Source organism: Burkholderia sp. BCC0322 (genome assembly GCF_902833045.1).
GTDB lineage: Bacteria > Pseudomonadota > Gammaproteobacteria > Burkholderiales > Burkholderiaceae > Burkholderia.
The window spans coordinates 1-23,701 of sequence record NZ_CADFDU010000024.1; the positions used below are offsets into that span (position 1 = coordinate 1).

Consider the following 23,701-nt stretch of genomic DNA (forward strand, 5'->3'; position numbering starts at 1 on the left):
GCTAAGTCCATGATTTTTAAAGAGAAAGGAGGTGATTTACAGCCACGGCTTGAGAATATTGTTCTCGGCGGTGGCTGTAGATCACCCCAAAAAGTTTTTGGCATCTCGAAGCTGCGTCGCCGCTTCGAGGACGTTTCGTCGGAGCCGCACCGGATCAAGACGATCTGGGGCCGCGGCTACCTGTTCAGCCCTTCCGCCTGGGACGAGTAAATGCTGCGCCCGCTGATCAAGCTTTACCTCATCGTGATCCTGTGCGGCGCCGCCTCGATCGTGTTCATTCAACTCTCGTTCGACAGGATTTTCTACGAGCGCGCGGCACAGGCGCAGCGCGATTCGCTGACCACCTACGCGTTCGTGCTGAACGACTACCTCGAACGCCATCCGGGCGCGCAGCGCATGCTCGCGCTGCGCGAACTCGCGCAACACGGCAACGAACGATTCGGTTTCGTGACGATGGCCGACGCCCGTGCGCAACTGAGCGGCGCGCCGCTGCGCGACCTCGACGCCGGCAAGATCGCGATCAGCTACGACGGCAGGAACTACTACATGCCGCTCGCGGACGGCTCCGTGCTCCATGCGCGCCCAATCGAGCCCGCCGACCTCGACATCAAGATCTATGCGTACCTGGTAATCGCGTTCGCGGCGCTGTTCGCCGTCGCGCTGTGGACCTCGTATCACTGGCGCGACCTGCGCCGGCTGCAGGAGGCCGCGCGCGCGTTCGGCGCGGGCAACCTGTCGACGCGCGTGAAGCTGTCGGGCCGGTCGAACATCTACGAGCTGTCGCAGCAGTTCAACGACATGGCCGAACGCATCGAGGCGTCGATCAAGCAGCAGCGCGAAATGATGCACGGCATCTCGCACGAACTGAAGACGCCGCTCGCGCGGCTCGAATTCGGGCTCGCGCTGCTCGCGGAACCCGACGAAACGGGCCGCATGCGCGAACGCCGCGACGCGCTGCGGCGCGACGTGCGCGAACTCGACGAACTCGTGACCGAGCTGCTGACGATCGGCCGGCTCGAACAGGGCGCGAGCCAGCTCGCGCCGATGGAAGTCGTCGTCGATGCGCTGATCGACAGCGTCGCCGGCAACGTCGCGAACGACATCGTCGATCGCGGCATCACGCTCGACGTGTCGGCGCGCGGCGCACCGGCGACCCACGTGTGCGATCCGAAGCTGGTCGCCCGCGCGTTGCTGAACCTGATCCGCAACGGCGCGCGCTACGCGTCGCGCACGGTGCTGCTCGCCGCAGAACGCAACGCGTCCGGCGCGCTCGTGCTGAGCGTCGATGACGATGGCCCCGGTATTCCGGCCGCCGAACGCGCCCGCGTATTCGAGCCGTTCCAGCGGCTCGACTCCAGCCGCGACCGGCAGACCGGCGGCTTCGGGCTCGGGCTCGCGATCGTGCGGCGCGTCGCGCTGGTGCATGGGGGCGACGTGCGGCTCGAGGATTCGCCGCTTGGCGGCGCCCGCTTCGTGATCACCCTGCCCGCGCTAACGCTGCCGGACAATCTGCTCGATCTGCCGGACACCCTCACGCGCACCGACGCGTGCGGCGGCAGCGCCGACATGGCCGTTCCGCGGCGATGAAGCGCACGGCAGGCGCCCCGGACGCCTTCGCCTGACCGCCTGCCGCCGGTGCGTGCGCGCCGCTCAGCGGCGGCGCAGCAGCGCGACGAAGAACAGGCTGCCGAACATCGCGGTCACGATTCCGATCGGCAGATCCTCCGGCGCTGCGAGCGTGCGGGCGGCCACATCGGCCCAAACGAGCAGAATCGCCCCCGTCAGCGCGGCCACCGGCAGCAGCCTGCCGTGCTCGGCGCCGACGACGCGACGGCACAGATGCGGCGTCACGAGCCCGACGAAGCCGATCGCCCCGCTCACCGCCACCATCGCGCCGGTCGCGAACGACGCGACGACGAACACCTCGCGCCGCATCCGCGCGCTCGGCACGCCGAGCGCAGCCGCGGCAACATCGCCCGACATCAGCGCATTCAGTTCGCGCCGGCGCGCGTACAACGCACCGCCCGCGAGCGCCGCGCATACGGCCGGCACCGGCAACAGGTCCCAGCGCGCGAGCCCGACGCCGCCGAGCATCCAGAACAGCACCGACGACGCCGCGCGCTGGTCGCCGAGATACAGCAGCAGGTTGCCGAACGCGGCCATCATGAACGACACCGATACGCCGGCGAGCAGCAGCCGATCCGATTCGAGCCGGCCATGCCGGTAAGCGAGCGCAACGACGCAAGCGGTCGCCGCGAGCGCGCCCGCGAACGCGGCAGCCGACAGCGTGAACGGGCCGAATGCCGCACCGGTCATCACGGTGACCGCGACAGCGCCAAGCATCGCGCCCGCGCTCACGCCGAGCAGGTGCGGATCGGCCAGGCGGTTCGCGGTCGCGGCCTGCAGCGCCACGCCGACCGCCGCCAGCGTCGCGCCGACGGTCGCGGCCAGTAGCGCGCGCGGCATCCGGATCAGCCAGACGATGCTGTCGTCGCCCGCCCCCGCCGCGAACGCACCAGTCTCGCCGAACGCCGACACGATGTGCGCGGCGACGATCCGCACCGCAGCCGGCATCGCAATCGGCGCCGGGCCGAACGCGGCCGACGCGACGATCGACACGACCAGCAGCAGCGCCAGCGTCGGCAGCACCACGCGCATGTCGGGCCGCGATGCAGGCACGCGCACGCTCATCGCGCCGGCCCGGCGAACGCGGCCGGATACAACGCGCGCGCCAGCGTCTCGACGGCCGCGACGTTCTCGGGGCCCGGCGTCGCCGCGTCGTAAGGAATCACGATGAAGCGCCGGTCGCGGATCGCGGCCACGCGCGCGAGCGACGGCTGGCTCAGCAGGAACTGCTGCTTCTGCGCGGCCGTCACGGCCGAATAGTCGACGATCACGATCACCTGCGGATCGCGCGCTACCACGCTTTCCCAGCTCACCTGCGTCCAGCTGCGCGGCAGGTCGGCCATCACGTTGCGCGCCCCGGCCGCCGACAGCAACGCGGTCGGCATCGCGAGAGCGCCGGCCGTCATCGGCTTGTCGGTGCCGCTGTCGTACACGAACACGCGCAGCGGCTGCGGGCGCCCGATCGTGCGCGACACCGTCGCGAGACGCGTACGCATCGCGGCGACGACCTGCGCGGCGCGCGCGTCGACACCGAAGATCCGGCCGAGATTGGTCAGGTCGCGGAACACGTCGTCGAACGAGGCCGCCGACTGTTTCATCACGTGCGAGCATGATTCGGTCAGCTCGTAGGTACGGATGCCGAATGGCGCGAGCGTCGCGGGCGTCACCGGGCCGCCGACATGCATCCCGTAGTTCCAGCCCGCGAGATAGAAGTCGGCGCGCGCGGCCGCCAGCACCTCGAGCGACGGATACCGGCTTGCCAGTTCGGGCACGCCGCGCAGCGCATCGCGCACGCGCGCGGTGCCCGTCTTCCAGCCGCCGATCCCGGTGTAGCCGACGAGCCGGTCCTTCAGGCCGAGCACGAGCATCATCTCGGTCAGGTTCACGTCGTTGCTTACCGCACGCGTCGGCGCGCGCTCGAACGTCACGTCGCGATCGCAACTGCGCACGGTGACGGGATAGGCCCCCGCATGCGCGGCCGCGCAGCCGAGCACGGTCGCGGCAAGCAGCCGGCGGGACAGGGATGACAAAGCGGAGGACAAGACAGGAAACGGCATGGCGGTCATTCCGGATGAAGCGGCGTGATGCGCGGCCGGCCCGTGACGGGATGGCGATCGACGAGCGCGGCGACGCCGAACACGTCGCGCAGCAGCGCTTCGGTCAGCACGTCGGCCGGCACGCCCGATTCGACGACCCTGCCGTGCGCGAGCACGTGGAGCCGGTCGCAATACGCGGCCGCGAGATTGAGGTCGTGAATCGTGGCGAGCGTCGCGATGCCGAGGCGCCGCACGTGCGCGAGCAGTTCGAGCTGATGGCGCAGGTCGAGATGGTTGGTCGGCTCGTCGAGCAGCAGCAATTCAGGCTGCTGCGCGAGCGCGCGGGCCAGCAGCGCGCGCTGCTTCTCGCCGCCCGACAGCGACGCGAAGCGTTGCGCACGGCGCTCGACGAGGCCGACGTCGTGCAATGCGGATTCGACGATCCGGCAATCGTCCGCGGTCTCCGCGTCGAACGGCCGCTGATGCGGCGTACGCCCCATGCCGACCAGTTCGTCGACCGTCAGCCCGAAATCGTCGGGCGTCTCCTGCTGCAGCACCGCGATGCGCTGCGCAACCGCGCGTGGCCGCATGCGCCACACATCCTGCGCATCGAGCGCGACGCGGCCGGCATCGGGCCGCGCGTAACGGAACACGCAGCGCAGCAGGCTCGTCTTGCCGCTGCCGTTCGGGCCGACCAGCCCGACGAACTCGCCTTCGGCCACGCTCAGCGTCACCGAATCGAGCACGGTGATCGCGCCGCCGGGAGACCAGCTCACGCGCTCGATGTCGAGCATGTGCGCCACGGGAGGCTCGCCGCGCCGCATCAGAAGCGCATCGTGGCGACGAGCTCCGCCGACCGCGACGGGCCGAGCAGCCATTGCTCGCCGCCGTTCGACGTCGTCACCGCATACGTGCGGTTCGCGAGATTGCGCAGGTACAACGCCAGCTCGGTGCGCGACGTCGGCTGCCAGCGCAGCGACGCATCGAACACTGTGTAGGACGGCACCTGCACGCGGTTCGCGTCGTCGCCGTACGTCGCGCCGACGTAGCGCACGCCCGCATTCGCCTGCCAGCGCTCGGCAAACGCCCAGCCGAGCCAGAGGTTCGCCGTCTGCTGCGGCACGTTGGCCGGCGCATTGCCGGCCCGCGACACCGTTGCGCCGCCGGTCGTCTGGTTGAACGCGTCGTAGCGTGCACGCAGCAGCGCGACGTTCGCATCGACCGTCCAGCCGTGCGGTAACCGCGCGCCACCGGTCAGCTCGATGCCGCGCGACGATTGCCGCCCGACCTGCTGGCGCAGCGCCGGATTGAACGGATCGGTGCTGAGCAGGTTGCGCTTCGTGATGTCGTACACGGCGAACGTCCAGTATGCGCGGCCGTCGAGCAGCGTCTGCTTGAGCCCCGCCTCCCACTGCTCGCCGGTCGCGAGCCGATAGCTTGCCTGCGACGCGGACAGCGTCACGAGCGAGCCGAGGCCCTCCGCGCCCGTCGTGTACTGCGCATACGCGCTGAGCGTCGGCGCAACGTCGAACACGAAGCCCGTGCGCCAGCCGACGTTCGCGAAACGCTTGTCGAAGCCCGCTCCGGTCGCGGCCTGCTCGCGACTGAACGCGATGTGGTCGTAGCGCAGGCCGCTCACCCACGCAAGCCGCGGCAACACTTCGAGCCGGTTCTCGGCGAACACCGCGGCCTGCCGCGCCCGCGTGCTGAACTGCGGCACCGTCGGGTCGGGGCTCGTGAACACGCCGGGATCGAAGCCGTGCGCGGGCACCGTGGATTCACCGCCATACGGCGAATTGTTGGTACCGCTGAACGTGATCTGGTTGAATTCCGTGCCGACGACGAAGCGGTTCGCACGGCCGAACAGCGTGCCGTCGAAGCGAGCGCTCAGCCGATCGCCGATCTGCCGCTGGTGGTGGCCGATGTCGAGATAGTCGGCCCGCGTGACGAGACCCGTCGCGGCATCGAGCGCATACGATTCGGCATTGCGCCAATGGCGGTTCGACGTCAGGTAGTAAAGCTGGTTGTCGATCGTCACGCCGGCCGTCGGCCGGTAGCGGGCCGACAGGCGCGTCCACTGGTCGTAGTAGGACATCGTCGCATCGGCGACGTTGTAGTTGAGCTTGCGCAGCGACGGATCGAGCACGCCGTTCGGCGCCGGCACGCCATAGTAGGTCGCCGGCATCTGGCGGCCGTAATCGAAGTCGAGCGTCAGCGTGAGCTTCGGGCTCACGTCGAACTTCAGCGCGCCGCCAACGGCCGTCGTATGCGTATCGGCGCGCTCGGCGAGACCGTTCGCGCGCGCATCGCTCGCATAGAAGCGATACGACAGCTGCGAGCCGAGCGCCCCCGTCGTATCGAACGCGGCGCGCTTCGCGCCGTCGAGGCCCACACCGACCTGCAGCGTGGTCTCGCGCATGCGCTGCGGCCGCTTCGGCACCACGTTCACGACACCGCCGATCGCCCCTTCGCCGTACAGCACCGACGCCGGGCCGCGCAGCACCTCGATACGCTCGACCGACCACGTATCGAATGGGAACGTGATCGTGCCGGCGGCCGGCATCAGCCGCACGCCGTCCAGCAGCGTCATCACCGATTCCTGCCCGCTGAAACCTCGCACGCTCAATGCGGTGCCGCCGTTGCCGGGCGCCATCGCGCTCGAGAACCCCGCGGTGCGCGTCACCGCGTCGAGCACCGTGCGATCGCCGCGCGCGTCGATCGTGGCGGCCGTGACCGTCTCGACGCTCGCGGGCGTGTCGAGGCTCGCGAGCCCGAGCCGCGAGCCCGTCTCGAGCGGCTGCGTCAGCAGGTCGGCCGGTGCGGCTTGCGCGCTGACGTTGATCGCCGGCAGCGCATGCCGCTCGTCCGGTGCGGGTGCGGCCACTTCGGCGGCCATCGCGCCGGAGGTCGCCATCGCGCAACCCAGCAGGGTCGTGCAGCCGCGTGCGCGCCACGCGCGAGCCTGCCGGCGCGGCGCGGCAGCGTGCCGCTCCCCGCGCGCCGGGCTGAATCTGGTGTTCGTCACGTCGTATCGATCTTCGTCTGGAGTCGCCGGCGCGGCCACACCGGGTAGCCCGGGCGGCCGGCAACGCAAAACATCAGATGATACAATATATCAATTCGGTTCGTCGGGAATTTGTCAGGTTGTGCCGGCCGCCCTGCCGACGGACGTCGCGCGCCGCGCTACCGCCATCCGGCCCGGCAAACCGGTTCGATGCCGAGTACCGCGCGTAGTTGACGTACTGCGTGTTGCCGGGCGGTGGAAGCAGCCCGTTCGGCACCGTGTCGACGCCGAACGGATAGCGGATCTGCCCGTTCTCCGTGGCCGACGCCGGAACCTGAATGCCCCGTCGATCAGGAATGCCAATGGTGCCCGTCGCAATGCGAACGTCATGTCGCCCCCACGCCGGATTGTTATCGCGTCATCGCGAGCCGCGCATCACAGGCCCGGGGCGACGCCACGCAAAGCGCACGACTGCGGCGGAACAGACGACGCTCGGGAGAACCGTTCTTCGTGACACGCAGAAATACGCGACGGTGCCGCACCCGCCTGCGCTCAGCGGCCGACTTCCTTCCATTTGCGCGCGAGCCCGAGACGTTCGAAACGCTCGATCAGGAACTCGGTGAAAACGCGGATCTTCGCCGGCTGGTGACGGCGGCTCTGGTACGCGATGTTGACGGTGAGCACCGGCAGTTGCCAGTCGGTGAGCACCGGCACCAGATTCCCCGCGACGATATCGTCGTGAATGATGTAGAGCGGCTGGATCAGGATGCCGAGCCCGGCAAGCGCCGCGGCGCGGATCACCTGCCCTTCGTTCGCATCGAGCACGCTCTTGATCGTGACCGACCGCTTCTTCGCGCCTTGGCGGAAATGCAGGACGTACGGATCGTTCGCGAGGTTGTAGACCAGCAGCCGGTGGTCGCGCAGCGCATCGGGTGTCTCCGGCGCGCCGTGCTTCGCCAGATACCCGGGCGACGCGGCCAGCACGCGCCGCGTCTCGGCGAGCTTGCGCACGGTGATGCCCGAATCCGCTTCATGCTCGCGCGTGCGGATCGCCACGTCGATGCCGGCCTCGATGAAATCCGGATAACGGTTCGCCGCGACGATCTGCACGTTCAGGTTCGGATAGCGCCGGTGAAACTCCGGCAATGCGGGTGCGAGATAGATCGACGCGAACGATACCGACGCGGTCACGCGCAGCGTGCCGGCCGGGTTGACGCTCGCTTCGTTGACCGCCGCATCGGCCTCCGACAGTTCCATCAGGATCGCGACGCAGCGCCGGTGATATTCATGCCCGGCGTCGGTCAGCCACAGGCGACGCGTGGTGCGCTCGACGAGCCGCGCCCCCAGCCGTTCCTCCAGCGCGTTCAGGCAGCGGCTCGCCGCCGCGCTCGACATCCCGAGCCGCTCGGCGGCCTTCGACAGGCTGCCCAGCTCGGCGACCTGCACGAAAAATTCGATCTGCGTCCACTTGTCCATGGGTTCGATTCTTCCACCTGGCGGAGAACAAAACTCCTCCCAGCCCTCTTTTTTACGATTCAAGGAAGAATTAATGTTACGTCTGCGCGCCATCCAACGACATCAGGAGACACCCCCTATGCGCAATCTCGACGAAGACACCATTACGCAGGCGGTGATCGCGTCGCTCGCCGGCTGTCGCGACGAGCGGTTGCGCACGGTCATGACCAGTCTCGTCCAGCACCTGCATGCGTTTGCGCGGGAGACGAAGCTCACCGAGGCTGAATGGCAAGCCGCGATCGGCTTCCTGACCGCCGTCGGCCACATCACCGACGACAAGCGTCAGGAATTCATCCTGCTTTCCGACGTGCTCGGGCTGTCAACCCTCGTCACCGCGCAAAATCACGCGAAGCCGGCTGGCTGTACCGAAGCGACCGTATTCGGCCCGTTCTACGTCGAAGGCAGCCGCGAATTCGGTATGTTCGACGACATCGCGAATGGCGCATGCGGCGAACCCTGTTTCGTGTCGGGCCACGTGCGCGGCATCGACGGCATGCCGATCGCTCACGCGTCGCTGGAAGTCTGGCAAGCCGACGAGGACGGGCACTACGACGTGCAACTGCCGGCCGACGACGGCTCGGTCACGCACCGCGCGCGCGGCCGGCTGCGCACCGGCACCGACGGCCGTTACGCATTCCGCTCGATCCTCGCCGAGCCGTATCCGATTCCGCACGACGGCCCCGTCGGCGCGATGCTCGACGCGCTCGGCCGTCATCCGTGGCGCCCCGCGCACCTGCACTTCATGATCGAGGCGCGCGGCTACGAAACGCTGATCACGCACGTGTTCCGCGACGGCGACCGCTATCTCGACTCCGATGCGGTGTTCGGCGTACGGTCGACGCTCGTCGCCGACTGGGTCCGGCACGCGCCCGGCATCGCGCCGGACGGATCGCGCATGGACACGCCGTTCTACACGCTCGAGTACGACTTCGTGCTCAATCCCGCGGCGCGCGCCGCTTGATCCGCCACGTCGCGGGCAGGCCGTCAACGAGGACGATCCGCGCAAGCACGCGCTCGAAGCGCGGCTCGTCGACGCGTCGCAGGGTCCCGCGCGCTGGTCCGACAAGCGCATCGAACGCGTCGAAGTGCCGTCCGGCGATGCGACGCTCAGCCGCCGATCTTGAACGTCGGCAACTGCTGCCCGAGCCGCGCGCCCATTTCCGCGCCCAGCGCCTGCAGCGCATTGAACGGCCGGATCATGACCTCGAATTCGACGATTCGCCCTTCGTCGTCGAAGCGGATCATGTCGATCCCCTTCAGCGCCTTGTCACCGACGGCCGCGCTGAACTCCAGCACCACGCTCTTGCCGTCGTCGGCAACGAACTGCTGGTGATAGGTGAAATCCTCGAGGATCGTGATGACCGTGCGCAGCGCCAGCAACAGCGCGGGCGCCGGCCCGTAGGGCTTGAACGCCATCGGCGAACGAAACACGGCGTCCGGATGGACGATCGATTCCAGTGCGCCGAAATCCTTGCGTTCGATCATCGCATGCCACTTGTCGAGCGATTGCGCGACAGCGGGTTGAAGATGCAGCGGTGCGTTCGTCATCGAAGACTCCAGTATCGTCGAGCGGAAAAAAGCGAATCAGTCTCAAGCCTCAGAGGGTGGCGGCAAGCGTCGTACCCTGGTGAATCGCGCGCTTCGCATCGAGTTCGGCCGCTTCGTACGCGCCGCCGATCACGTGCACCTTGCGCCCGGCCGCCTCCAGTTGCGCCGCCAGTTCGCGCAACGGTTCCTGTCCCGCGCAGATCACGACGTTGTCCACCGGCAGCGTCTGTTCGACGCCGTCGATCGTCACGTGGAATCCCTCGTCGTCGATCCGTCCGTAGGTCACCGCCGACGACATCCCGACACCGCGCGCCTTCAGCGCGGTGCGGTGGATCCATCCAGTGGTCTTGCCGAGCCCATCGCCGACCTTCGAAGCCTTGCGCTGCAGCAGATGGATGTGTCGCGCCGCCGGTTCGGGCTGCGCACGGCGCAAGCCGCCTGCGTTCGCATACGACGGGTCGACACCCCACTCGGCGAAGAAGCGGTCCGGGCCGCCCTGTTCGCCGTCTTCGCGATGAACGAGATATTCCGCAACGTCGAAGCCGACGCCGCCGGCACCGACGATCGCGACGCTGCGGCCCACGGCCTTGTCGTCGCGCAACACGTCGAGGTAGCCAAGCGTCTTCGCATGCCCGACACCATCGATCGGCGGCATGCGCGGCACGATGCCCGTGGCGATCACGATTTCGTCGAATTCGCCTTGCAGCAGCATCTCGGCGGTCGCCCGCGTATTGACGTGGAGCGTCACGCCGCGCAGTGCGATCTGGCGGCGGAAATAGCGCAGCGTCTCGTTGAACTCTGCCTTGCCGGGCACCTTCTTCGCGATGTTGAACTGGCCGCCGATCTCGGCGCCGGCTTCGTACAGCGTCACCGCATGACCGCGCTCGGCCGCGGTCACTGCGAAGCCGAGGCCCGCCGGCCCGGCGCCGACCACGGCGATCCGCTTGCGCTGCTGCGCGGGGCGAATCACGAGCTCGGTTTCATGGCACGCGCGCGGATTCACGAGGCACGACGTGATCCTGCCGCTGAACGTATGGTCGAGGCAAGCCTGGTTGCAGCCGATGCACGTGTTGATTTCGTCCGCGCGCCCTTCCCGCGCCTTGCGGACGAACGCGGCATCGGCGAGAAACGGCCGCGCCATCGACACCATGTCGCAATAACCGTCGGCCAGCAGCTGCTCCGCGACTTCCGGCGTGTTGATCCGGTTGGTCGCGACGAGCGGGATGCCGACCTTGCCCATCAACTGCCGCGTGACCCATGCGTAAGCGGCGCGCGGCACCTTCGTCGCGATGGTCGGAATGCGCGCCTCGTGCCAGCCGATACCCGTATTGATGATCGTTGCACCGGCCGCCTCGATCGCCTGCGCGAGCCGGATCACTTCGTCGAGCGTCGAGCCGCCTTCGACGAGATCGAGCATCGACAGCCGGTAGATCAGGATGAAGTTCGTGCCGACCCGCTCGCGCACGCGCCGCACGATCTCGACCGGGAAACGGATACGGTTCTCGTAGGCACCGCCCCATGCGTCGTCGCGATGGTTGGTGCGAGCGGCGATGAATTCGTTGATCAGGTAGCCCTCCGACCCCATGATCTCGACGCCGTCGTAACCCGCGTGCTGCGCGAGCGCCGCGCATCGCACGAAATCGGCGATCGTCTCGTCGACTTCATCGCTACTCAGCGCATGTGGCGTGAACGGGTTGATCGGCGCCTTCAGCGCGCTCGGTGCGGCGAGCGCCGGGTGATATGCATAGCGCCCGAAGTGCAGGATCTGCAGCGCGATCTTGCCGCCCTCCGCGTGCACCGCGCGCGTCACGACACGATGGCGCTCGGCCTCCGCTTCGGTCGTCAGCATCGCGCCGCCGGGCGCCGGACGGCCCCGTTCGTTCGGCGCGAATCCGCCCGTCACGATCAGGCCGGCCTCGCCGCGCGCGCGCTCCGCATAGAACGCCGCCATCCGCTCGAAGCCGTTCGACGCTTCCTCGAGGCCCACGTGCATCGACCCCATCAGTACACGGTTCCTGAGCGACGTGAAGCCGAACTCGAGCGGGGTCGTCAGATGCGGATAGCGCTGTGTCATCGGGGGTCTCCCATTTTTATGCAACAAGTTGCACAGATGTTAGTCGACCGCTTTTGTTTATGCAACCCGTTGCATAAACGCATCCATCATCTTGTACCGTGACCCCGATATGGCAAGATGCGGTTCATTCCGCGGCATCCTCCGACCCGACATGTCCCTGCCCCACGCACTCCTCACCGCCCTCGCCGAACGCCCCGGTTCGGGCTCCGAACTCGCCGACCGCTTCGATCGCTCGATCGGTTATTTCTGGCAGGCGACGCACCAGCAGATCTATCGCGAGCTGGGGCGTCTCGAAGAAGCGGGCTGGATCGAATCGCTGCCGGCCGAATCGGGGCGCGGCCGCAAGCGCACGTACCGGATCCTGCCGGCCGGCAAGAAGGAGTTGCGGCGCTGGATCGCCGAACAGGAGGATCCGACGCCGCTGCGCGAAGCGCTGATGGTGCGTCTGCGCGCGGAAGCGGTGCTCGGCCCGGCCGGCCTCGATGACGAAATCAGGCGGCGCATCGCGCTGCACCAGGAGAAGCTCGACCTCTATCTGCAGATCGAGGCGCGCGATTTCCCGGAAGACGCCGATTCGCGCACGAAGCGCCTTCAGCACCTGGTGCTTCAGGCCGGCATCGCGAACGAGCGGTTCTGGGTCGAGTTCTCGCAGCATGCGCTCGACGTGCTGCGCTCGCCGAAAGACTGACCGGCTGACGGAGGAAAGGATGATGACGCGTGCCGGCATACTGGAGCGGTTTGCGCGCGAAGAGCGCTGGACCAGCGTGCCGGCGGGTCATTGAAGAAGGGTTGTGCCTGACGCGCGCGAGCACTGCACCACAACCACGCGGCGTCCACCGGCACGCCGCGTGCGCAAAGCTGTCACGCGTCCGGCAGGATCACCACCTTGCCCTTCACCTGCCGGTTCGCCATCCGCGCGATCGCATCGGCCGCACCTGCCAGTGACACACGCTCGGTAATCGCGGGTCGCACCTTGCCGGCCGCGAACCACTCGGCAAGCAGGCGCATGTTCGCGACATGCTGCTTCGGATCGCGGCGCACGGCATCGCCCCAGAACACGCCCAGAATGTCGCGCTCCTTTAGCAGCGCCAGGTTCAGCGCGATCTTCGGAATCTCGCCGGCCGCGAAACCGACCACGAGGAACCGGCCGCGCCAGGCGGTCGCGCGCAACGCCGCCTCGCTGTAGGCGCCGCCCACCGGATCGTAGACGACGTCCGCACCGCGCCCGCCGGTCAGTTCGTCCACACGGCGGCGCAGGTCTTCGGTCGCATAGTCGATCGTCTCGTCGGCGCCTGCTTCACGACACAACGCCAGCTTGTCCGCACTCGACGCCGCCGCGATCACGCGCGCGCCAAGCGCCTTCGCGATCTCGATCGCGGCGAGCCCGACCCCGCCCGCCGCGCCCAGCACGAGCAATGTCTCGCCCTGCTGCAGCCGCGCGCGCTGCTGCAATGCGTGCAGCGACGTGCCATACGCGAGCACGAGCGCCGCGCCCTGCTCGAACGTCATGCCGGGCGGCAGCGCGGCAACCTGGTGCACGTCGGCCACGCACTGCTGCGCGAATCCGCCGTGCCCGGTGAACGCAACCACCGAATCACCCGGCCGCCACGCGGTCACGCCTTCACCCACCGCGTCGATCACGCCGGCGAATTCCGCGCCCGGCGAAAACGGCAGCGCCGGCTTCACCTGGTACAACCCCTGGACGATCAGCGCGTCGGGGAAATTGAGCGATGCGGCCTTCACTTGAACCCGGACCTGGCCCGCAGCCGGCTCGGGAGTCGCCACGTCCTCGATGCGCAAGCTGTCGATCGGGCCGAATGCGGTACACAACAGGGCTTTCATGTGCTTCTCTCTCCTTGTGCGGCGTGGCCGCGCACTGGGTCAGCCTGCGGGGCACGCCCGCACGGCCGGTTCACGACGCATACGCGACAACCGACGGAATCGGCATCCGCGATATCGTCTGCATTCCGGAATGTCGATGATGCAATGATCAGAACCACGCGTCGCGCATGTCGAGCGTCGTCGTGTCGACGCTCGCGAGCAGATCGAGCTGCGCATCCACTTTCGGCAATTCCCAATTGAAGAAATAACGGGCGGCCGCACGCTTGCCGTCGTGGAAATCGTCGGCCTGCCCGTGCGCGGCGAGCGTCACGTCGAGCCACAGCCACGCGACGACGAGATGGCCGAACGCTTCCAGATAGACGCTCGCATTCGCGAGCCGCGCCTGCGTATCGTCGATCGCGCCGAGTTGCCGCGTGACCTCGACCAGCCGCGCCCAGCGCCGCGCCAGCGCGTCGGCCTGCTCGCGCAGGCCGGCATCAAGCGTGCGCGCACGTTCGATGGTCGCGCCGATCCGCGCATCCAGTGCGCGCAGCAATGCGCCGTCGTCCTGCGCGACCTTGCGGCCCAGCAGGTCGAGCGCCTGGATCCCGTGCGTGCCTTCGTGAATCGGGTTGAGCCGATTGTCGCGATAGAGCCGCTCGACCGCGTAATCGCGCGTGTAGCCATAGCCGCCGTGCACCTGGATCGCGAGGTCGTTCGCCGCAAGACACCACTGCGACGGCCAGCTTTTCGCGATCGGCGTCAGGATGTCGAGCAGGCGCGCGGCATCGGCGCGCACGGCCGCGTCGTCGTGCGCGCATGCTTCATCGACTAGCTTCGCGCAGTACAGGATCAGCGCGAGACCGCCTTCGACATACGCCTTCTGCGCGAGCAGCATGCGCCGCACGTCCGGATGCTCGACGATCGGCGCCTGCGGCGCGGCGGCATCCTTGCCCGCCGGCCCGAGCGGGCGCCCTTGCGGCCGGTTGCGCGCGTAGTCGAGCGCGTGCAGGTAACCCGTGTAGCCGAGCGCCACCGCGCCCGCGCCAACACCGATGCGCGCCTCGTTCATCATGTGGAACATGTACGCCAGACCGTGGTTCGGCTGGCCGACCAGATAGCCGATCGCACCTGCGCGCCCTTCCGGGCGGTAGCGAGTGCCTTCGCCGAAGTTCAGCAGGCAGTTGGTGGTGCCACGGTAGCCCATCTTGTGGTTCAGGCCGGCGAGCACCACGTCGTTGTGCTCGCCCGGCGACGCGCCGTCGCTGCCCGGCAGGTACTTGGGCACGATGAACAGCGAGATGCCGCTCGTGCCGGGCAGCAGCCGGCCATGTTCGTCGGGAATCTTCGCGAGCACGAGGTGAACGATGTTCTCCCCCAGTTCGTGCTCGCCGGCCGAGATCCACATCTTGTTGCCGGTCAGCCGGTAGCGCGGGCCGAGCGGCGAATCGCCCTCGAAATCCGCACGCGTCACGATGTCGGACAGCGACGAACCGGCTTGCGGCTCGGACAAGCACATGGTGCCGAGGTAGCGCCCTTCCAGTTCCGGGCGCGCGAACGCGTCGATCTGCGCGGGGCTGCCGTGCGCGACGAGCAGGTTCGCGTTGGCGACGGTCAGGAACGGATAGGCGGCCGTCGCGATGTTCGCGGCCTGGAAGTACAGGAACGACGCGGCTTCGACCAGCTTCGGCAAGCGCATGCCGCCGAGCGCTTCGTCATGGCCCGCGGCGATCAGCCCGGCGTCCGCAAAGGCGCGCACGGCCGGTTCGACGTCCGGGATCAGCGTCACGCGCTCGCCGTCGAACTGCGGTTCCTCGCGATCGCCACGCGCCGCATGCGGCGCGAACAGGTCTTCGGCGATCCGCTCGCTGGTGTCGAGCACCGCGTCGAACGTCTCGCGACTGTGCTCGGCGTAATGCGGCAGCGCGACGAGCGCTTCCGCGTCGAGCCAGTCATACAGCAGGAACGCGAGATCGCGTCGCGACATCAACAAGCTCATCGTGCTGCCTCCCGGGGCCGGCTTCGTCAGCCGAATGAAGGGTTCCGTGACTGCAGGTGCTGCCGGGAATTTAGCACGGTCGTTCTAAAACGACAACGCCGGATGCGCTAGCTCGCGTAACCGGGATTGTGCCGATCCAGCCGGCGCAGCAAGCCGGGCCAGACGAGCGCCCCGGCGCCCATCCCGCGCGTGACCGCGGCGATCTGCTGCTTGATGCCGTCGAGAATCGGTTGCGCGATCGGCAACAGCGCCGAGCCGCCCGCCTGCGCACGAACCTGGATCATGCAGGCCGCTTCGAAGAAGTACATCGCGACGAACGCGTCTGCCGGCGTCGCGCCAACGGTCAGCAGGCCATGGTTGCGCAACATCAGGTTCGTGTTGGCGCCGAGGTCGTGCACGAGGCGCGCCTTCTCGCCCTCGTTGAGCGCAATGCCCTCGTAGTCGTGATAACCGAGCGACGCCAGCACGCCAAGCGACTGCTGCGACAGCGGCAGCAAGCCGCCTTCCTGCGCCGACACGGCGACGCCGTTGATCGAATGCGTATGCATCACGCACAGCGCGTCGTCGCGGGCCGCATGCACCGCGCTGTGGATGGTGAAGCCGGCCGGGTTGATCTCGTAGGGTGATTCGGACACCTTGCGTCCGTCGAGATCCACCTTGACCAGCGACGATGCCGTGATCTCGTCGAACATCATGCCGTACGGGTTGATCAGGAAGTGGTGCTCCGGGCCGGGTACGCGCGCGGAAATATGGGTGAACATGAGATCGTCCCAGCCGAACAGCGCGGTGAGCCGATACGCCGCCGCCAGGTTGACTCGCGCATCCCATTCGGTGGGGGAAACCGCCTGCTTCACGCTGACATCGGATGAGGCCACGTCGACACTCCTTGTTCAAGGATGGATGCGTACCGGGCCGCACGATGCGGCCCGGCCTGGGGATGGTGTCACCCCGCCCGGGGCTTCGCGAGCTGATCGGCGACCGGCAGGCTGCGGATGCGCGTGCCGGTCGCCGCGAAGATCGCATTGGTCAGCGCCGGCGCAACGGGCGGCAGGCCCGGCTCGCCCACGCCGCCGAGCGGCGTCGCAAAATCGTCCGGCGCGACGAGATGCACACGAATTTCGCGCGGCGCTTCGTTCATTCTCAGCACCTGGAAGCCGTTGAAGTTGTTCTGCTCCGGATGGCCGTCCTTGAACGTGATCTCCCCGTGCAGCGCGATCCCGAGCCCCATCACCACCGCGCCCTCGAGCTGCGAGCGTACCCGCTCCGGATTGACCTGCGGCCCGCAGTCGATCGCGATGTCGACTCGCGGCACCGTGATCTTGCCATCGTCATCGACCTGCACCTCGCACACCGCCGCCGTGTACGACGCGAAGCTGCGATGCGCGGCGATCCCGAGCCCGTGCCCCTTCGGCAGCGCGCGCCCCCAGCCTGCTCCGCGCGCGACCGTCTCGACCACGCGCCGTAGCCGCCCGGTATCGACCGGATACAGCGCCGGGTCCTCGCCGTAGTTCACGTTCTTCACCGTGATGTGCGGTTCGAATCGCCGCGCGGGACCAATCAGTTCGAGCAGGAAATCCTTCGGGTCGCGACCGGCCGCATGCGCCAGCTCCGACACGAAGCTCTGGATGCCGAACGCATGCGGGATGTTGTAGACCGAACGGAACCAGCCGATTCGCGTATGCGCTTGCGCGGCCGGATTCTCGATCCGCACGTTCGGAATCGCGAACGGCAGGTCGGCAATTCCCTGCGCGAGCTCGCCCGGCTGCTCGTGTACGACGCCGGCCCGGAACGTTGACTGGATCGACGGCGCGACCGTGCGATGCTGCCACGCGACCACGTTCCCCGACGCATCGATCCCGCCATCGAACGCCTCGAGCGACACCGCGTGGAAATAGTCGTGCGCGATGTCGTCCTCGCGTGTGAACGTCAGCTTGACGGGCGCGCCGGCCGCCTTCGACAGCAGCGCCGCCTCCACCACGTAGTCGGGCTTCGACTTGCGGCCGAAACCGCCGCCGAGCAGCGTCACGTTGACCGTCACGCGCTCCGTCGGCAACCCGAGCGCTTTCGCGACCTCGTCGCGCGTGGTCTGGGGCGCCTGCGTGGAGGTCCACACTTCGCAGCGGCCGTCGGCCACGCGCGCGACGGCCGCGGGCGGCTCCATCGTCGCGTGCGCTAGATGCGGGACGTAGTACGTTGCACGCACGCGCTTCGCGGCGCCGGCCAGCGCTGCCGCCGCGTCGCCGTCGTTGCGGATCACGTCGCCGGGTTGCGCGGCAGCCGCTTCGAGCGTCTTGCGATACTCGGCCGAATCGTAGTTCGCGTGGGGCCCGCGCTTCCAGTCGATCTTCAGTCGCGCGCGCGCCTGGATCGCCGTCCACGTATCGCGGGCGACGACGGCCACGCCGCCGAGCGGCTGGAAGCCGGACGGCAGCGGTGTCGGCGCGAGCGGCACGACCTTGACCACGCCCGGCAGCTGCTCCGCTGCCGATGCGTCGAACGACGCAACGGTGTCACCATAGGCCGGCGGTCGCGCGACGACTGCATACAGCATGCCGTCGAGCCGCGTGTCGATCCCGTAGTGCGCGCGACCGCCGACGATGTCGCGCCCGTCGATCAGCGCCGTTTCGCCCTTGCCGATATAGCGGAATTCGGCCGGCGCCTTCAGCACCACCGTTGCCAGATCCGGCGCCGGCAGCGCGGCCGCTTTCGCCGCCAGTTCGCCGAAGCCGAGCGTGCGCCCGCTCTTCGTGTCGACGACCTCATGCACCATCGCCTTGACCTGACGCGTATCGACGCCCCACACCGCGGCAGCCGCCTGTTCGAGCATCGTGCGCGCAGCCGCGCCCGCGCGGCGCAGCGCGGCGAAGCTCTGGCGCAGGCTGCGCGATCCGTCGGTGTTCTGGTTGCCATAGCGCGGCTCGTCGCCGACGGCCTGCGCGACCTTCACGCGCGCCCAGTCCGCGCCCAGCTCGTCCGCCACCACGAGCGCGACGCTCGTGCGCACGCCCTGGCCCATCTCGGAGCGGATACAGGTCACGGTGACCGTGCCGTCCGGCGCGATCGCGACGAACAGGTGCGGATCGTCGCGCAACCCGTGCGGCATCCCCGCGCCGCCATACTGCGGATTCGCGCTGACGGGCGGCTGCACCGCCACGGCTGCGCGCGCGAGCGACGGCACGCCGAACGCGAGCAGCAGCCCGCCGGATGCGAAGCCGAGCAGCAGCGCCCGGCGGCTTTCGTTATGGACGGAGAGTTCGGACGCACTCACGCGGCACCTCCGCGGCGAACGGCCAGGCGGATCGCCGCGCGAATGCGCGTGTAGGTGCCGCAGCGGCAGATGTTCCCGGACATCGCATCGTCGATGTCGGCGTCGGTCGGATGAGGATTCGTTTTCAGCAGCGACGCGGCCTGCATGATCTGCCCGGACTGGCAGTAGCCGCACTGCGCGACGTTCAGTTCCTGCCAGGCCTGCTGCAGCGGATGATCGAGGGCCGTCGACAGCCCCTCGATCGTCGTCACGCGCTTGCCGGAAGCCGCCGCGACCGGCGTGATGCACGACCGGATCGCAACGCCGTCGAGGTGCACGGTGCATGCGCCGCACAGCGCCATGCCGCAGCCGAACTTGGTGCCGGTATGGCCGAGGACATCGCGCAGATACCAGAGCAACGGCATATCGGGATTACCGTCGAAGTGCTGCTCGCTACCGCTGACGGTCAGCGTGATCATCGTTCACCTCCTGGTCGAGGCGCCCGCGTCGCACCACGGGTGCCGGGTGGGGATTCGAACGGCAGCGGGTGCGTTCTGCCGCGCCGGCCCGTGCCGTCTTGTCGACTGCTCCGCCGGCAGAACCAGCGGTCAATGCGTGGTTATCGGTGCGGCTGGCTGGGGAGGCTATCGGGCATGCGATCCGGATCGATAGCGGACACGCACCAGCCCGGATTCTGCTCCATGCAAACCGTCATTCAGGCAACGCGATCATGTCGGGACTGCCAGAAACGGCGACCCGGATCGCGGCGCCTGCGTGCCAGGTTCGGCCCCGGCGGCTTCGACATGGCTCAGGGGAACCGGAATCGTATGCGGAATGGCCCGGGCACCAACTCTACCTGATGTGCGGCAGTTTTGCGCCGCCGGTGCATATCGGCACGGGCGAGGCAAACCGGGGAGAGGTCGAAAGGGAATCGATGACGCATGACGTCTGTCACGCGAGTGGAACCGACCGGTGCGCCGGTCCCGGCGAGCGATGACGGCGCGACGCTGCCGCGCACCAACGCGCCGACGGTTCGCCGCAGTGCTTCGTTACATCGGGATCGCGTCCACACCGGCCTTCTTGTGGTCGTTGACGCGATCGAGCGTGAACGTGGCATGCGTCAGGTCGCCGTGCGAATCGAGCGCCGGGCATCCCGCTTGCACGGCATGCGGGTGCCCCGCCACGCTCACGGCGATCTCAACGCCTGCAACCCCAGCGTGAGCGCGTTGAACGGCATCTCCGACGCCCCCATCGAAAAGCTCGTCGCCTTCGTGGGCACCCCCGGATTACGCATCAGCGCATGCACGATCCTCTCGCTCGCGTGACCGTCTCCGTATGGATTGCTCGCGCGCGCCATTTCCCCGTACGCGCTCTCGCTGTCGAACAGCCGCGACGCCTCCCACACGATCCGCTCCTGATCGGTGCCGACGAGCCGTGCGGTACCGGCCTGGATCGCTTCCGGCCGCTCCGTCGTCTCGCGCGTCACCAGAACCGGCTTGCCCAGCGCCGGCCCTTCCTCCTGAATGCCGCCGGAATCGGTGATGATGAAATGCGCGCGCGACATCAGGAATACGAACGACAGGTATTCTTGCGGCTCGATCAGATAGATGTTCGGCACGTGGCCGAGCCGTGCACGCGCCGGCTCCCGCACGTTCGGATTCATGTGCAGCGGATAGACGAACTGCGCATCGGGATAGCGGTTCGCGAGCGTGCAGAGCGCGTCGCAGAAATTCTGGAACGGCTCGCCGAAACTTTCGCGACGATGCCCGGTGATCAGCACCACGCGCCGCGACGGCTCGAGAAACGGAAACTGTCCTGCGACCTTCTCCGACAGCGCCGCAGTGGAGTCCAGCATGCGCTTGACCTCGTGCAGCGCATCGATCACGGTATTGCCGGTCAGCACGACCGCCCCGCCCGGTACGCCCTCGCTGAGCAGGTTGTCGCGTGCCTGCCCGGTCGGCGCGAAATGCCACGACGACACCGCGTCGGTCACGCGGCGGTTCAACTCCTCCGGCCAGGGCGACCAGATGTCACCGCTACGCAAGCCGGCCTCCACGTGCCCGACCGGCAAATAACGGTAGAACGCCGCGAGACTGACCGCGAGCGTGGTCGTCGTATCGCCGTGAACCAGCACGACGTCCGGACGCAATTCGTCGAAGACGATGCCGATTGCCTGAAGAATGCCGGTCGTCACGTCGGTCAGCGTCTGACTTTGGCGCATCACGTTGAGATCGTAATCGGGCTTGATGTCGAACAGCGTCAGCACCTGATCGAGCATTTCACGGTGCTGCGCGGTCACGCATACCCTGGCGTCGACATCCGCTTGTGCCTTCAATGCACGCACCAGCGGTGCCATCTTGATGGCCTCCGGCCGAGTCCCGAACACAAGCAATATCTTTTTCATCGTTATCCTCGTTGAGCCATTTCGCGCCGAATGACCCTCCTCGTTGCGCGAATCATGTATTCAGGCGGCGCCTCCCGTACTCGCACGCGATCGACACGTTGCGGTGTCGCGGAGCGAGCGCGCCGCCCGGTTCGCGCGGTCTGCGCCACGCGAATCGTCGTACTACCGGCGTCCTGTTACGCTTGGTCAATCACGTCATGAGTCGTTCCTCGCTTGGCCACGCGTCACGTCTTTTCGTCACGCTTCTTCCTCTACAGCAATATTCAAACCAGCCGCCCCCGTGACCGTGTCCGGTTCGCACTGCATGCACCGCGCACACGCGGTGCGCGACGGAATGTTTCACAACTGCTACGCGTGTCGCAGCGCCGGTCAAGCGCGACACAGGCAAACATCGGGACAGCCGCACGATCTCTTCGACGACGTCGTCCGACGAATCCCCAACGCATGTCGAGCGTCCATCGCGCATCGGATCTCCCGCATCTGTCGACGCGCGTTGCGCGTCCTTGATCAGCCACTTTTGTCTGTGCAGCCGGCGGTGCGGTCGAGCGCGTGGCCACGGTCATGCACGAGGGCTTAACCCGCCACGCAACTTCATTCACGTCGCACGAATCGACGGGGCGGGAAATGTTGCGAATGTGTAACGCAGGTGCGGAACGGGGCTGTTGCATCGGAGTCCGGCCCATGCAACGCACACGCCCTCATGGAACGCATCGGCATTCAGGCCGATGCACTCGCAACGAACGACGCGGTGCACATCACCGCGCAGAGTCGTGCTGCCAAGGCGGCACCGGTTCGGCAGACAATTCGCTCGATGCACGACGCGTGCGGGCAGCGACGCCAATCGTGTACGGGCATTCGGCCTGCGCGCACGCTGATTCTTCGATGAATCAAAATTCACCGCGTTCGTTCGCGCCACGCGCCCGCCCTCCGCCCCGCCCCTTGCTGCGCGCGGCATCGCGGCCGATGGCTCATGCCTTGCTTAATGACAGTCAGGGGTGCCCCGAAGCACTCGTCCGACAGCGGACGAACGGGGCCGCCCGGGCACCGCAGCCGGAAGGTAACGCGACGCGTCCGCCTGGAGCGCAAGACAAGCGCTCCTGCGCACCGAGCGTGCCGACGTGCCCTGTTGAAGTACGCGCGATCCACGAGCCTGGTTCCGGCTCCGCAGTCAAGAACCGGCCCGTGAACGCCAATATCGTTACCAGCCTCGGGTTCACCCGCGCCACCGTGAACCGAGCCGCAACGTCGACACGCTCGCCGGGTGCGACGCGGCCAACGCCGCGCCCGGCGACAATTGCACAGGACCGCCGCGCAGGAGCCCAAGACCATGAACCGGCCCGCGCTTTGCCCGACCGTACGCTCGCGCGTCGCGGCCACCGTCGCGCTGTGTCGCCGGTGGCACGTCGCCTGCTGCATCGCTGCGTGCGGTTTCGCGCTGCACGCGAGCGCCGCCGAACTCCGCCTCAACGGCCTGTACCAACGCGCCGACGGTGCGATCACCGTGCGCCTGAACGGCGTCGGCATCGACCCGTATTTCGCGGCGAAGGCGCTGCTCGCCGCGTCCGACGCGCAACTCGACGCCCGTCAGGCTGCACTCGCGTGGATCGCTTGGTTGCTGCCGCGCCAGCGCCCGGATGGCAGCTTCGATCGCTACTGCGCGAAGAACGACCGCTACCGCGCATGTGCCAGCGCGGAAACCGACGACGCGATGACGGCGACCTGGATCGAACTGCTCGCCCGCTTCGCGCCGCCCGACGGCTTGCCAGCCGCGTGGGAACTCAGCCTGAACCGCGCTGGCGTGCACCTGGACACGCTGCTCGACAAGCCCTCCGGCGTCTACCAGGTCTCGTCGTCGCTGCACGTCGCATTGCTGATGGACAACGTCGAAGTACACAGCGCGTTCCAGGCCCTCGCGGCGTACTACGTCAGACGCGCCGACTACACGCATGCGGGACCGTGGAGCCAGCGCGCCGACCGGCTGGCATCCGCGATCCTGAAGGTCTTCTGGCGCGGCGCCGAATCCGGCTTTCGCGCCAGCACGCAGCAGGTCAGCGATACGAGTTTCTATCCGGCGAAGATCGCGCAGATCCTCCCGCTCCTGTCCGGTATTCAGGTTCCCGAACAATCCAGCGAGACGATCTATGCGCAGTGGATGCGAAAGTACGGCAAGAGCTGGCCGCAACTCGCCGACACGGACTATCCGTGGAGCTTGATCGCGCTGGTCGCGCTCAAGATGAACGATTGGGGCACGGTTGCCTGCTGGAAAGCACGGTCGGGCCCATATCGGCACGGCGCACACTGGAACGTACTGGAGGAGTCGCTTTATCTGGCATTCGAAAGCCGGATGGCCGCCCCCGTCATACCCGCTCGATGCGGATTCACGACGGCGGCGGCAACGGCAACCGCATCGCGCTGACACAACGGTGC

Annotated in this window: 19 protein-coding genes and 1 pseudogene; 6 read left to right on the forward strand and 14 right to left on the reverse strand. The window is 67.7% G+C overall.

All coding sequences use genetic code 11. The features are described from left to right. Window positions 1-210: pseudogene (locus tag HWX39_RS36550) on the forward strand (hypothetical protein); the annotation flags it as partial. Continuing rightward, window positions 211-1,587 carry an ATP-binding protein gene (locus tag HWX39_RS34930; protein ID WP_175972050.1) on the forward strand — a complete coding sequence of 459 codons (1,377 nt, stop codon included), beginning with the start codon at window positions 211-213 and terminating at the stop codon, window positions 1,585-1,587. A 63-nt stretch (window positions 1,588-1,650) separates the two neighbouring features. Here the strand turns inward: HWX39_RS34930 and HWX39_RS34935 are convergent, their stop codons facing one another. The 5 genes from HWX39_RS34935 to HWX39_RS34955 form a co-directional block, all read right to left on the reverse strand. After that, entirely contained in the window at window positions 1,651-2,691 is a 1,041-nt protein-coding gene (locus HWX39_RS34935) for an iron ABC transporter permease (RefSeq protein ID WP_175972051.1), read from the reverse strand. Further along, window positions 2,688-3,692, reverse strand: a complete 1,005-nt coding sequence (locus tag HWX39_RS34940) for an ABC transporter substrate-binding protein (protein ID WP_175972052.1) — start codon at window positions 3,690-3,692, stop codon at window positions 2,688-2,690. Before HWX39_RS34940 ends, HWX39_RS34935 begins: the two co-directional genes overlap by 4 nt. After that, window positions 3,689-4,486: an ABC transporter ATP-binding protein gene (locus HWX39_RS34945; RefSeq protein ID WP_175972053.1), complete on the reverse strand. Its 798-nt coding sequence runs from the start codon at window positions 4,484-4,486 to the stop codon at window positions 3,689-3,691. Before HWX39_RS34945 ends, HWX39_RS34940 begins: the two co-directional genes overlap by 4 nt. After that, window positions 4,486-6,576, reverse strand: a complete 2,091-nt coding sequence (locus HWX39_RS34950; RefSeq protein WP_175972076.1) for a TonB-dependent receptor — start codon at window positions 6,574-6,576, stop codon at window positions 4,486-4,488. Before HWX39_RS34950 ends, HWX39_RS34945 begins: the two co-directional genes overlap by 1 nt. 642 nt (window positions 6,577-7,218) lie before the next feature. After that, window positions 7,219-8,142, reverse strand: a complete 924-nt coding sequence (locus tag HWX39_RS34955; RefSeq protein WP_175972054.1) for a LysR family transcriptional regulator — start codon at window positions 8,140-8,142, stop codon at window positions 7,219-7,221. Window positions 8,143-8,260: 118 nt separating this feature from the next. Between HWX39_RS34955 and HWX39_RS34960 the strand changes: the two genes are divergently transcribed. Further along, the gene (locus HWX39_RS34960) at window positions 8,261-9,142 is read left to right on the forward strand and encodes an intradiol ring-cleavage dioxygenase (RefSeq protein ID WP_175972055.1); all 882 of its coding nucleotides are present in this window, start codon (window positions 8,261-8,263) and stop codon (window positions 9,140-9,142) included. Between the two features lie 146 nt (window positions 9,143-9,288). Here the strand turns inward: HWX39_RS34960 and HWX39_RS34965 are convergent, their stop codons facing one another. After that, window positions 9,289-9,729: a nuclear transport factor 2 family protein gene (locus HWX39_RS34965; protein WP_175972056.1), complete on the reverse strand. Its 441-nt coding sequence runs from the start codon at window positions 9,727-9,729 to the stop codon at window positions 9,289-9,291. Between the two features lie 49 nt (window positions 9,730-9,778). Further along, window positions 9,779-11,803, reverse strand: coding sequence for an NADPH-dependent 2,4-dienoyl-CoA reductase (locus tag HWX39_RS34970; protein ID WP_175972057.1), 2,025 nt, complete (start codon window positions 11,801-11,803; stop codon window positions 9,779-9,781). Between the two features lie 151 nt (window positions 11,804-11,954). Between HWX39_RS34970 and HWX39_RS34975 the strand changes: the two genes are divergently transcribed. Beyond that, window positions 11,955-12,491 (forward strand): PadR family transcriptional regulator, encoded by a 537-nt coding sequence (locus HWX39_RS34975; protein WP_175972058.1) that lies wholly within the window; start codon window positions 11,955-11,957, stop codon window positions 12,489-12,491. 173 nt (window positions 12,492-12,664) lie between these two features. Here the strand turns inward: HWX39_RS34975 and HWX39_RS34980 are convergent, their stop codons facing one another. The 7 genes from HWX39_RS34980 to wecB form a co-directional block, all read right to left on the reverse strand. Continuing rightward, window positions 12,665-13,645, reverse strand: a complete 981-nt coding sequence (locus HWX39_RS34980; RefSeq protein WP_175972059.1) for an NADPH:quinone oxidoreductase family protein — start codon at window positions 13,643-13,645, stop codon at window positions 12,665-12,667. Window positions 13,646-13,793: 148 nt separating this feature from the next. After that, window positions 13,794-15,623, reverse strand: coding sequence for an acyl-CoA dehydrogenase (locus HWX39_RS34985; RefSeq protein WP_175972060.1), 1,830 nt, complete (start codon window positions 15,621-15,623; stop codon window positions 13,794-13,796). A 107-nt stretch (window positions 15,624-15,730) separates the two neighbouring features. Further along, a complete protein-coding gene (locus tag HWX39_RS34990) occupies window positions 15,731-16,498 on the reverse strand; it encodes a class II aldolase/adducin family protein (RefSeq protein ID WP_175972061.1) in 768 nt (255 codons plus the stop codon). Between the two features lie 68 nt (window positions 16,499-16,566). After that, window positions 16,567-18,891, reverse strand: a complete 2,325-nt coding sequence (locus HWX39_RS34995; RefSeq protein ID WP_175972062.1) for a molybdopterin cofactor-binding domain-containing protein — start codon at window positions 18,889-18,891, stop codon at window positions 16,567-16,569. Further along, window positions 18,888-19,349, reverse strand: a complete 462-nt coding sequence (locus HWX39_RS35000; RefSeq protein ID WP_175972063.1) for a (2Fe-2S)-binding protein — start codon at window positions 19,347-19,349, stop codon at window positions 18,888-18,890. Before HWX39_RS35000 ends, HWX39_RS34995 begins: the two co-directional genes overlap by 4 nt. A 570-nt stretch (window positions 19,350-19,919) precedes the next feature. Continuing rightward, window positions 19,920-20,060, reverse strand: a complete 141-nt coding sequence (locus tag HWX39_RS35005) for a hypothetical protein (RefSeq protein WP_175972064.1) — start codon at window positions 20,058-20,060, stop codon at window positions 19,920-19,922. After that, window positions 20,057-21,274 (reverse strand): UDP-N-acetylglucosamine 2-epimerase (non-hydrolyzing), encoded by a 1,218-nt coding sequence (gene wecB, locus HWX39_RS35010; protein WP_175972065.1) that lies wholly within the window; start codon window positions 21,272-21,274, stop codon window positions 20,057-20,059. Before wecB ends, HWX39_RS35005 begins: the two co-directional genes overlap by 4 nt. 700 nt (window positions 21,275-21,974) lie before the next feature. On the opposite strand from wecB, the gene HWX39_RS35015 reads away from it, so the two are divergent. Both HWX39_RS35015 and HWX39_RS35020 read left to right on the forward strand, forming a co-directional pair. Further along, entirely contained in the window at window positions 21,975-22,160 is a 186-nt protein-coding gene (locus tag HWX39_RS35015; RefSeq protein ID WP_175972066.1) for a hypothetical protein, read from the forward strand. A gap of 441 nt (window positions 22,161-22,601) precedes the next feature. Further along, window positions 22,602-23,690: a hypothetical protein gene (locus HWX39_RS35020; RefSeq protein WP_175972067.1), complete on the forward strand. Its 1,089-nt coding sequence runs from the start codon at window positions 22,602-22,604 to the stop codon at window positions 23,688-23,690. Window positions 23,691-23,701: the final 11 nt, after the last annotated feature.

Coding starts and splice junctions, on each gene's coding strand:
- HWX39_RS34930 (WP_175972050.1), top strand. CDS start 211: ATGCTGCGCCCGCTGATCAAGCTTTACCTCATCGTGATCCTGTGCGGC.
- HWX39_RS34935 (WP_175972051.1), bottom strand. CDS start 2,691: ATGAGCGTGCGCGTGCCTGCATCGCGGCCCGACATGCGCGTGGTGCTG.
- HWX39_RS34940 (WP_175972052.1), bottom strand. CDS start 3,692: ATGACCGCCATGCCGTTTCCTGTCTTGTCCTCCGCTTTGTCATCCCTG.
- HWX39_RS34945 (WP_175972053.1), bottom strand. CDS start 4,486: ATGCGGCGCGGCGAGCCTCCCGTGGCGCACATGCTCGACATCGAGCGC.
- HWX39_RS34950 (WP_175972076.1), bottom strand. CDS start 6,576: ATGGCGACCTCCGGCGCGATGGCCGCCGAAGTGGCCGCACCCGCACCG.
- HWX39_RS34955 (WP_175972054.1), bottom strand. CDS start 8,142: ATGGACAAGTGGACGCAGATCGAATTTTTCGTGCAGGTCGCCGAGCTG.
- HWX39_RS34960 (WP_175972055.1), top strand. CDS start 8,261: ATGCGCAATCTCGACGAAGACACCATTACGCAGGCGGTGATCGCGTCG.
- HWX39_RS34965 (WP_175972056.1), bottom strand. CDS start 9,729: ATGACGAACGCACCGCTGCATCTTCAACCCGCTGTCGCGCAATCGCTC.
- HWX39_RS34970 (WP_175972057.1), bottom strand. CDS start 11,803: ATGACACAGCGCTATCCGCATCTGACGACCCCGCTCGAGTTCGGCTTC.
- HWX39_RS34975 (WP_175972058.1), top strand. CDS start 11,955: ATGTCCCTGCCCCACGCACTCCTCACCGCCCTCGCCGAACGCCCCGGT.
- HWX39_RS34980 (WP_175972059.1), bottom strand. CDS start 13,645: ATGAAAGCCCTGTTGTGTACCGCATTCGGCCCGATCGACAGCTTGCGC.
- HWX39_RS34985 (WP_175972060.1), bottom strand. CDS start 15,623: ATGAGCTTGTTGATGTCGCGACGCGATCTCGCGTTCCTGCTGTATGAC.
- HWX39_RS35000 (WP_175972063.1), bottom strand. CDS start 19,349: ATGATCACGCTGACCGTCAGCGGTAGCGAGCAGCACTTCGACGGTAAT.
- wecB (WP_175972065.1), bottom strand. CDS start 21,274: ATGAAAAAGATATTGCTTGTGTTCGGGACTCGGCCGGAGGCCATCAAG.
- HWX39_RS35015 (WP_175972066.1), top strand. CDS start 21,975: ATGGAACGCATCGGCATTCAGGCCGATGCACTCGCAACGAACGACGCG.
- HWX39_RS35020 (WP_175972067.1), top strand. CDS start 22,602: ATGAACCGGCCCGCGCTTTGCCCGACCGTACGCTCGCGCGTCGCGGCC.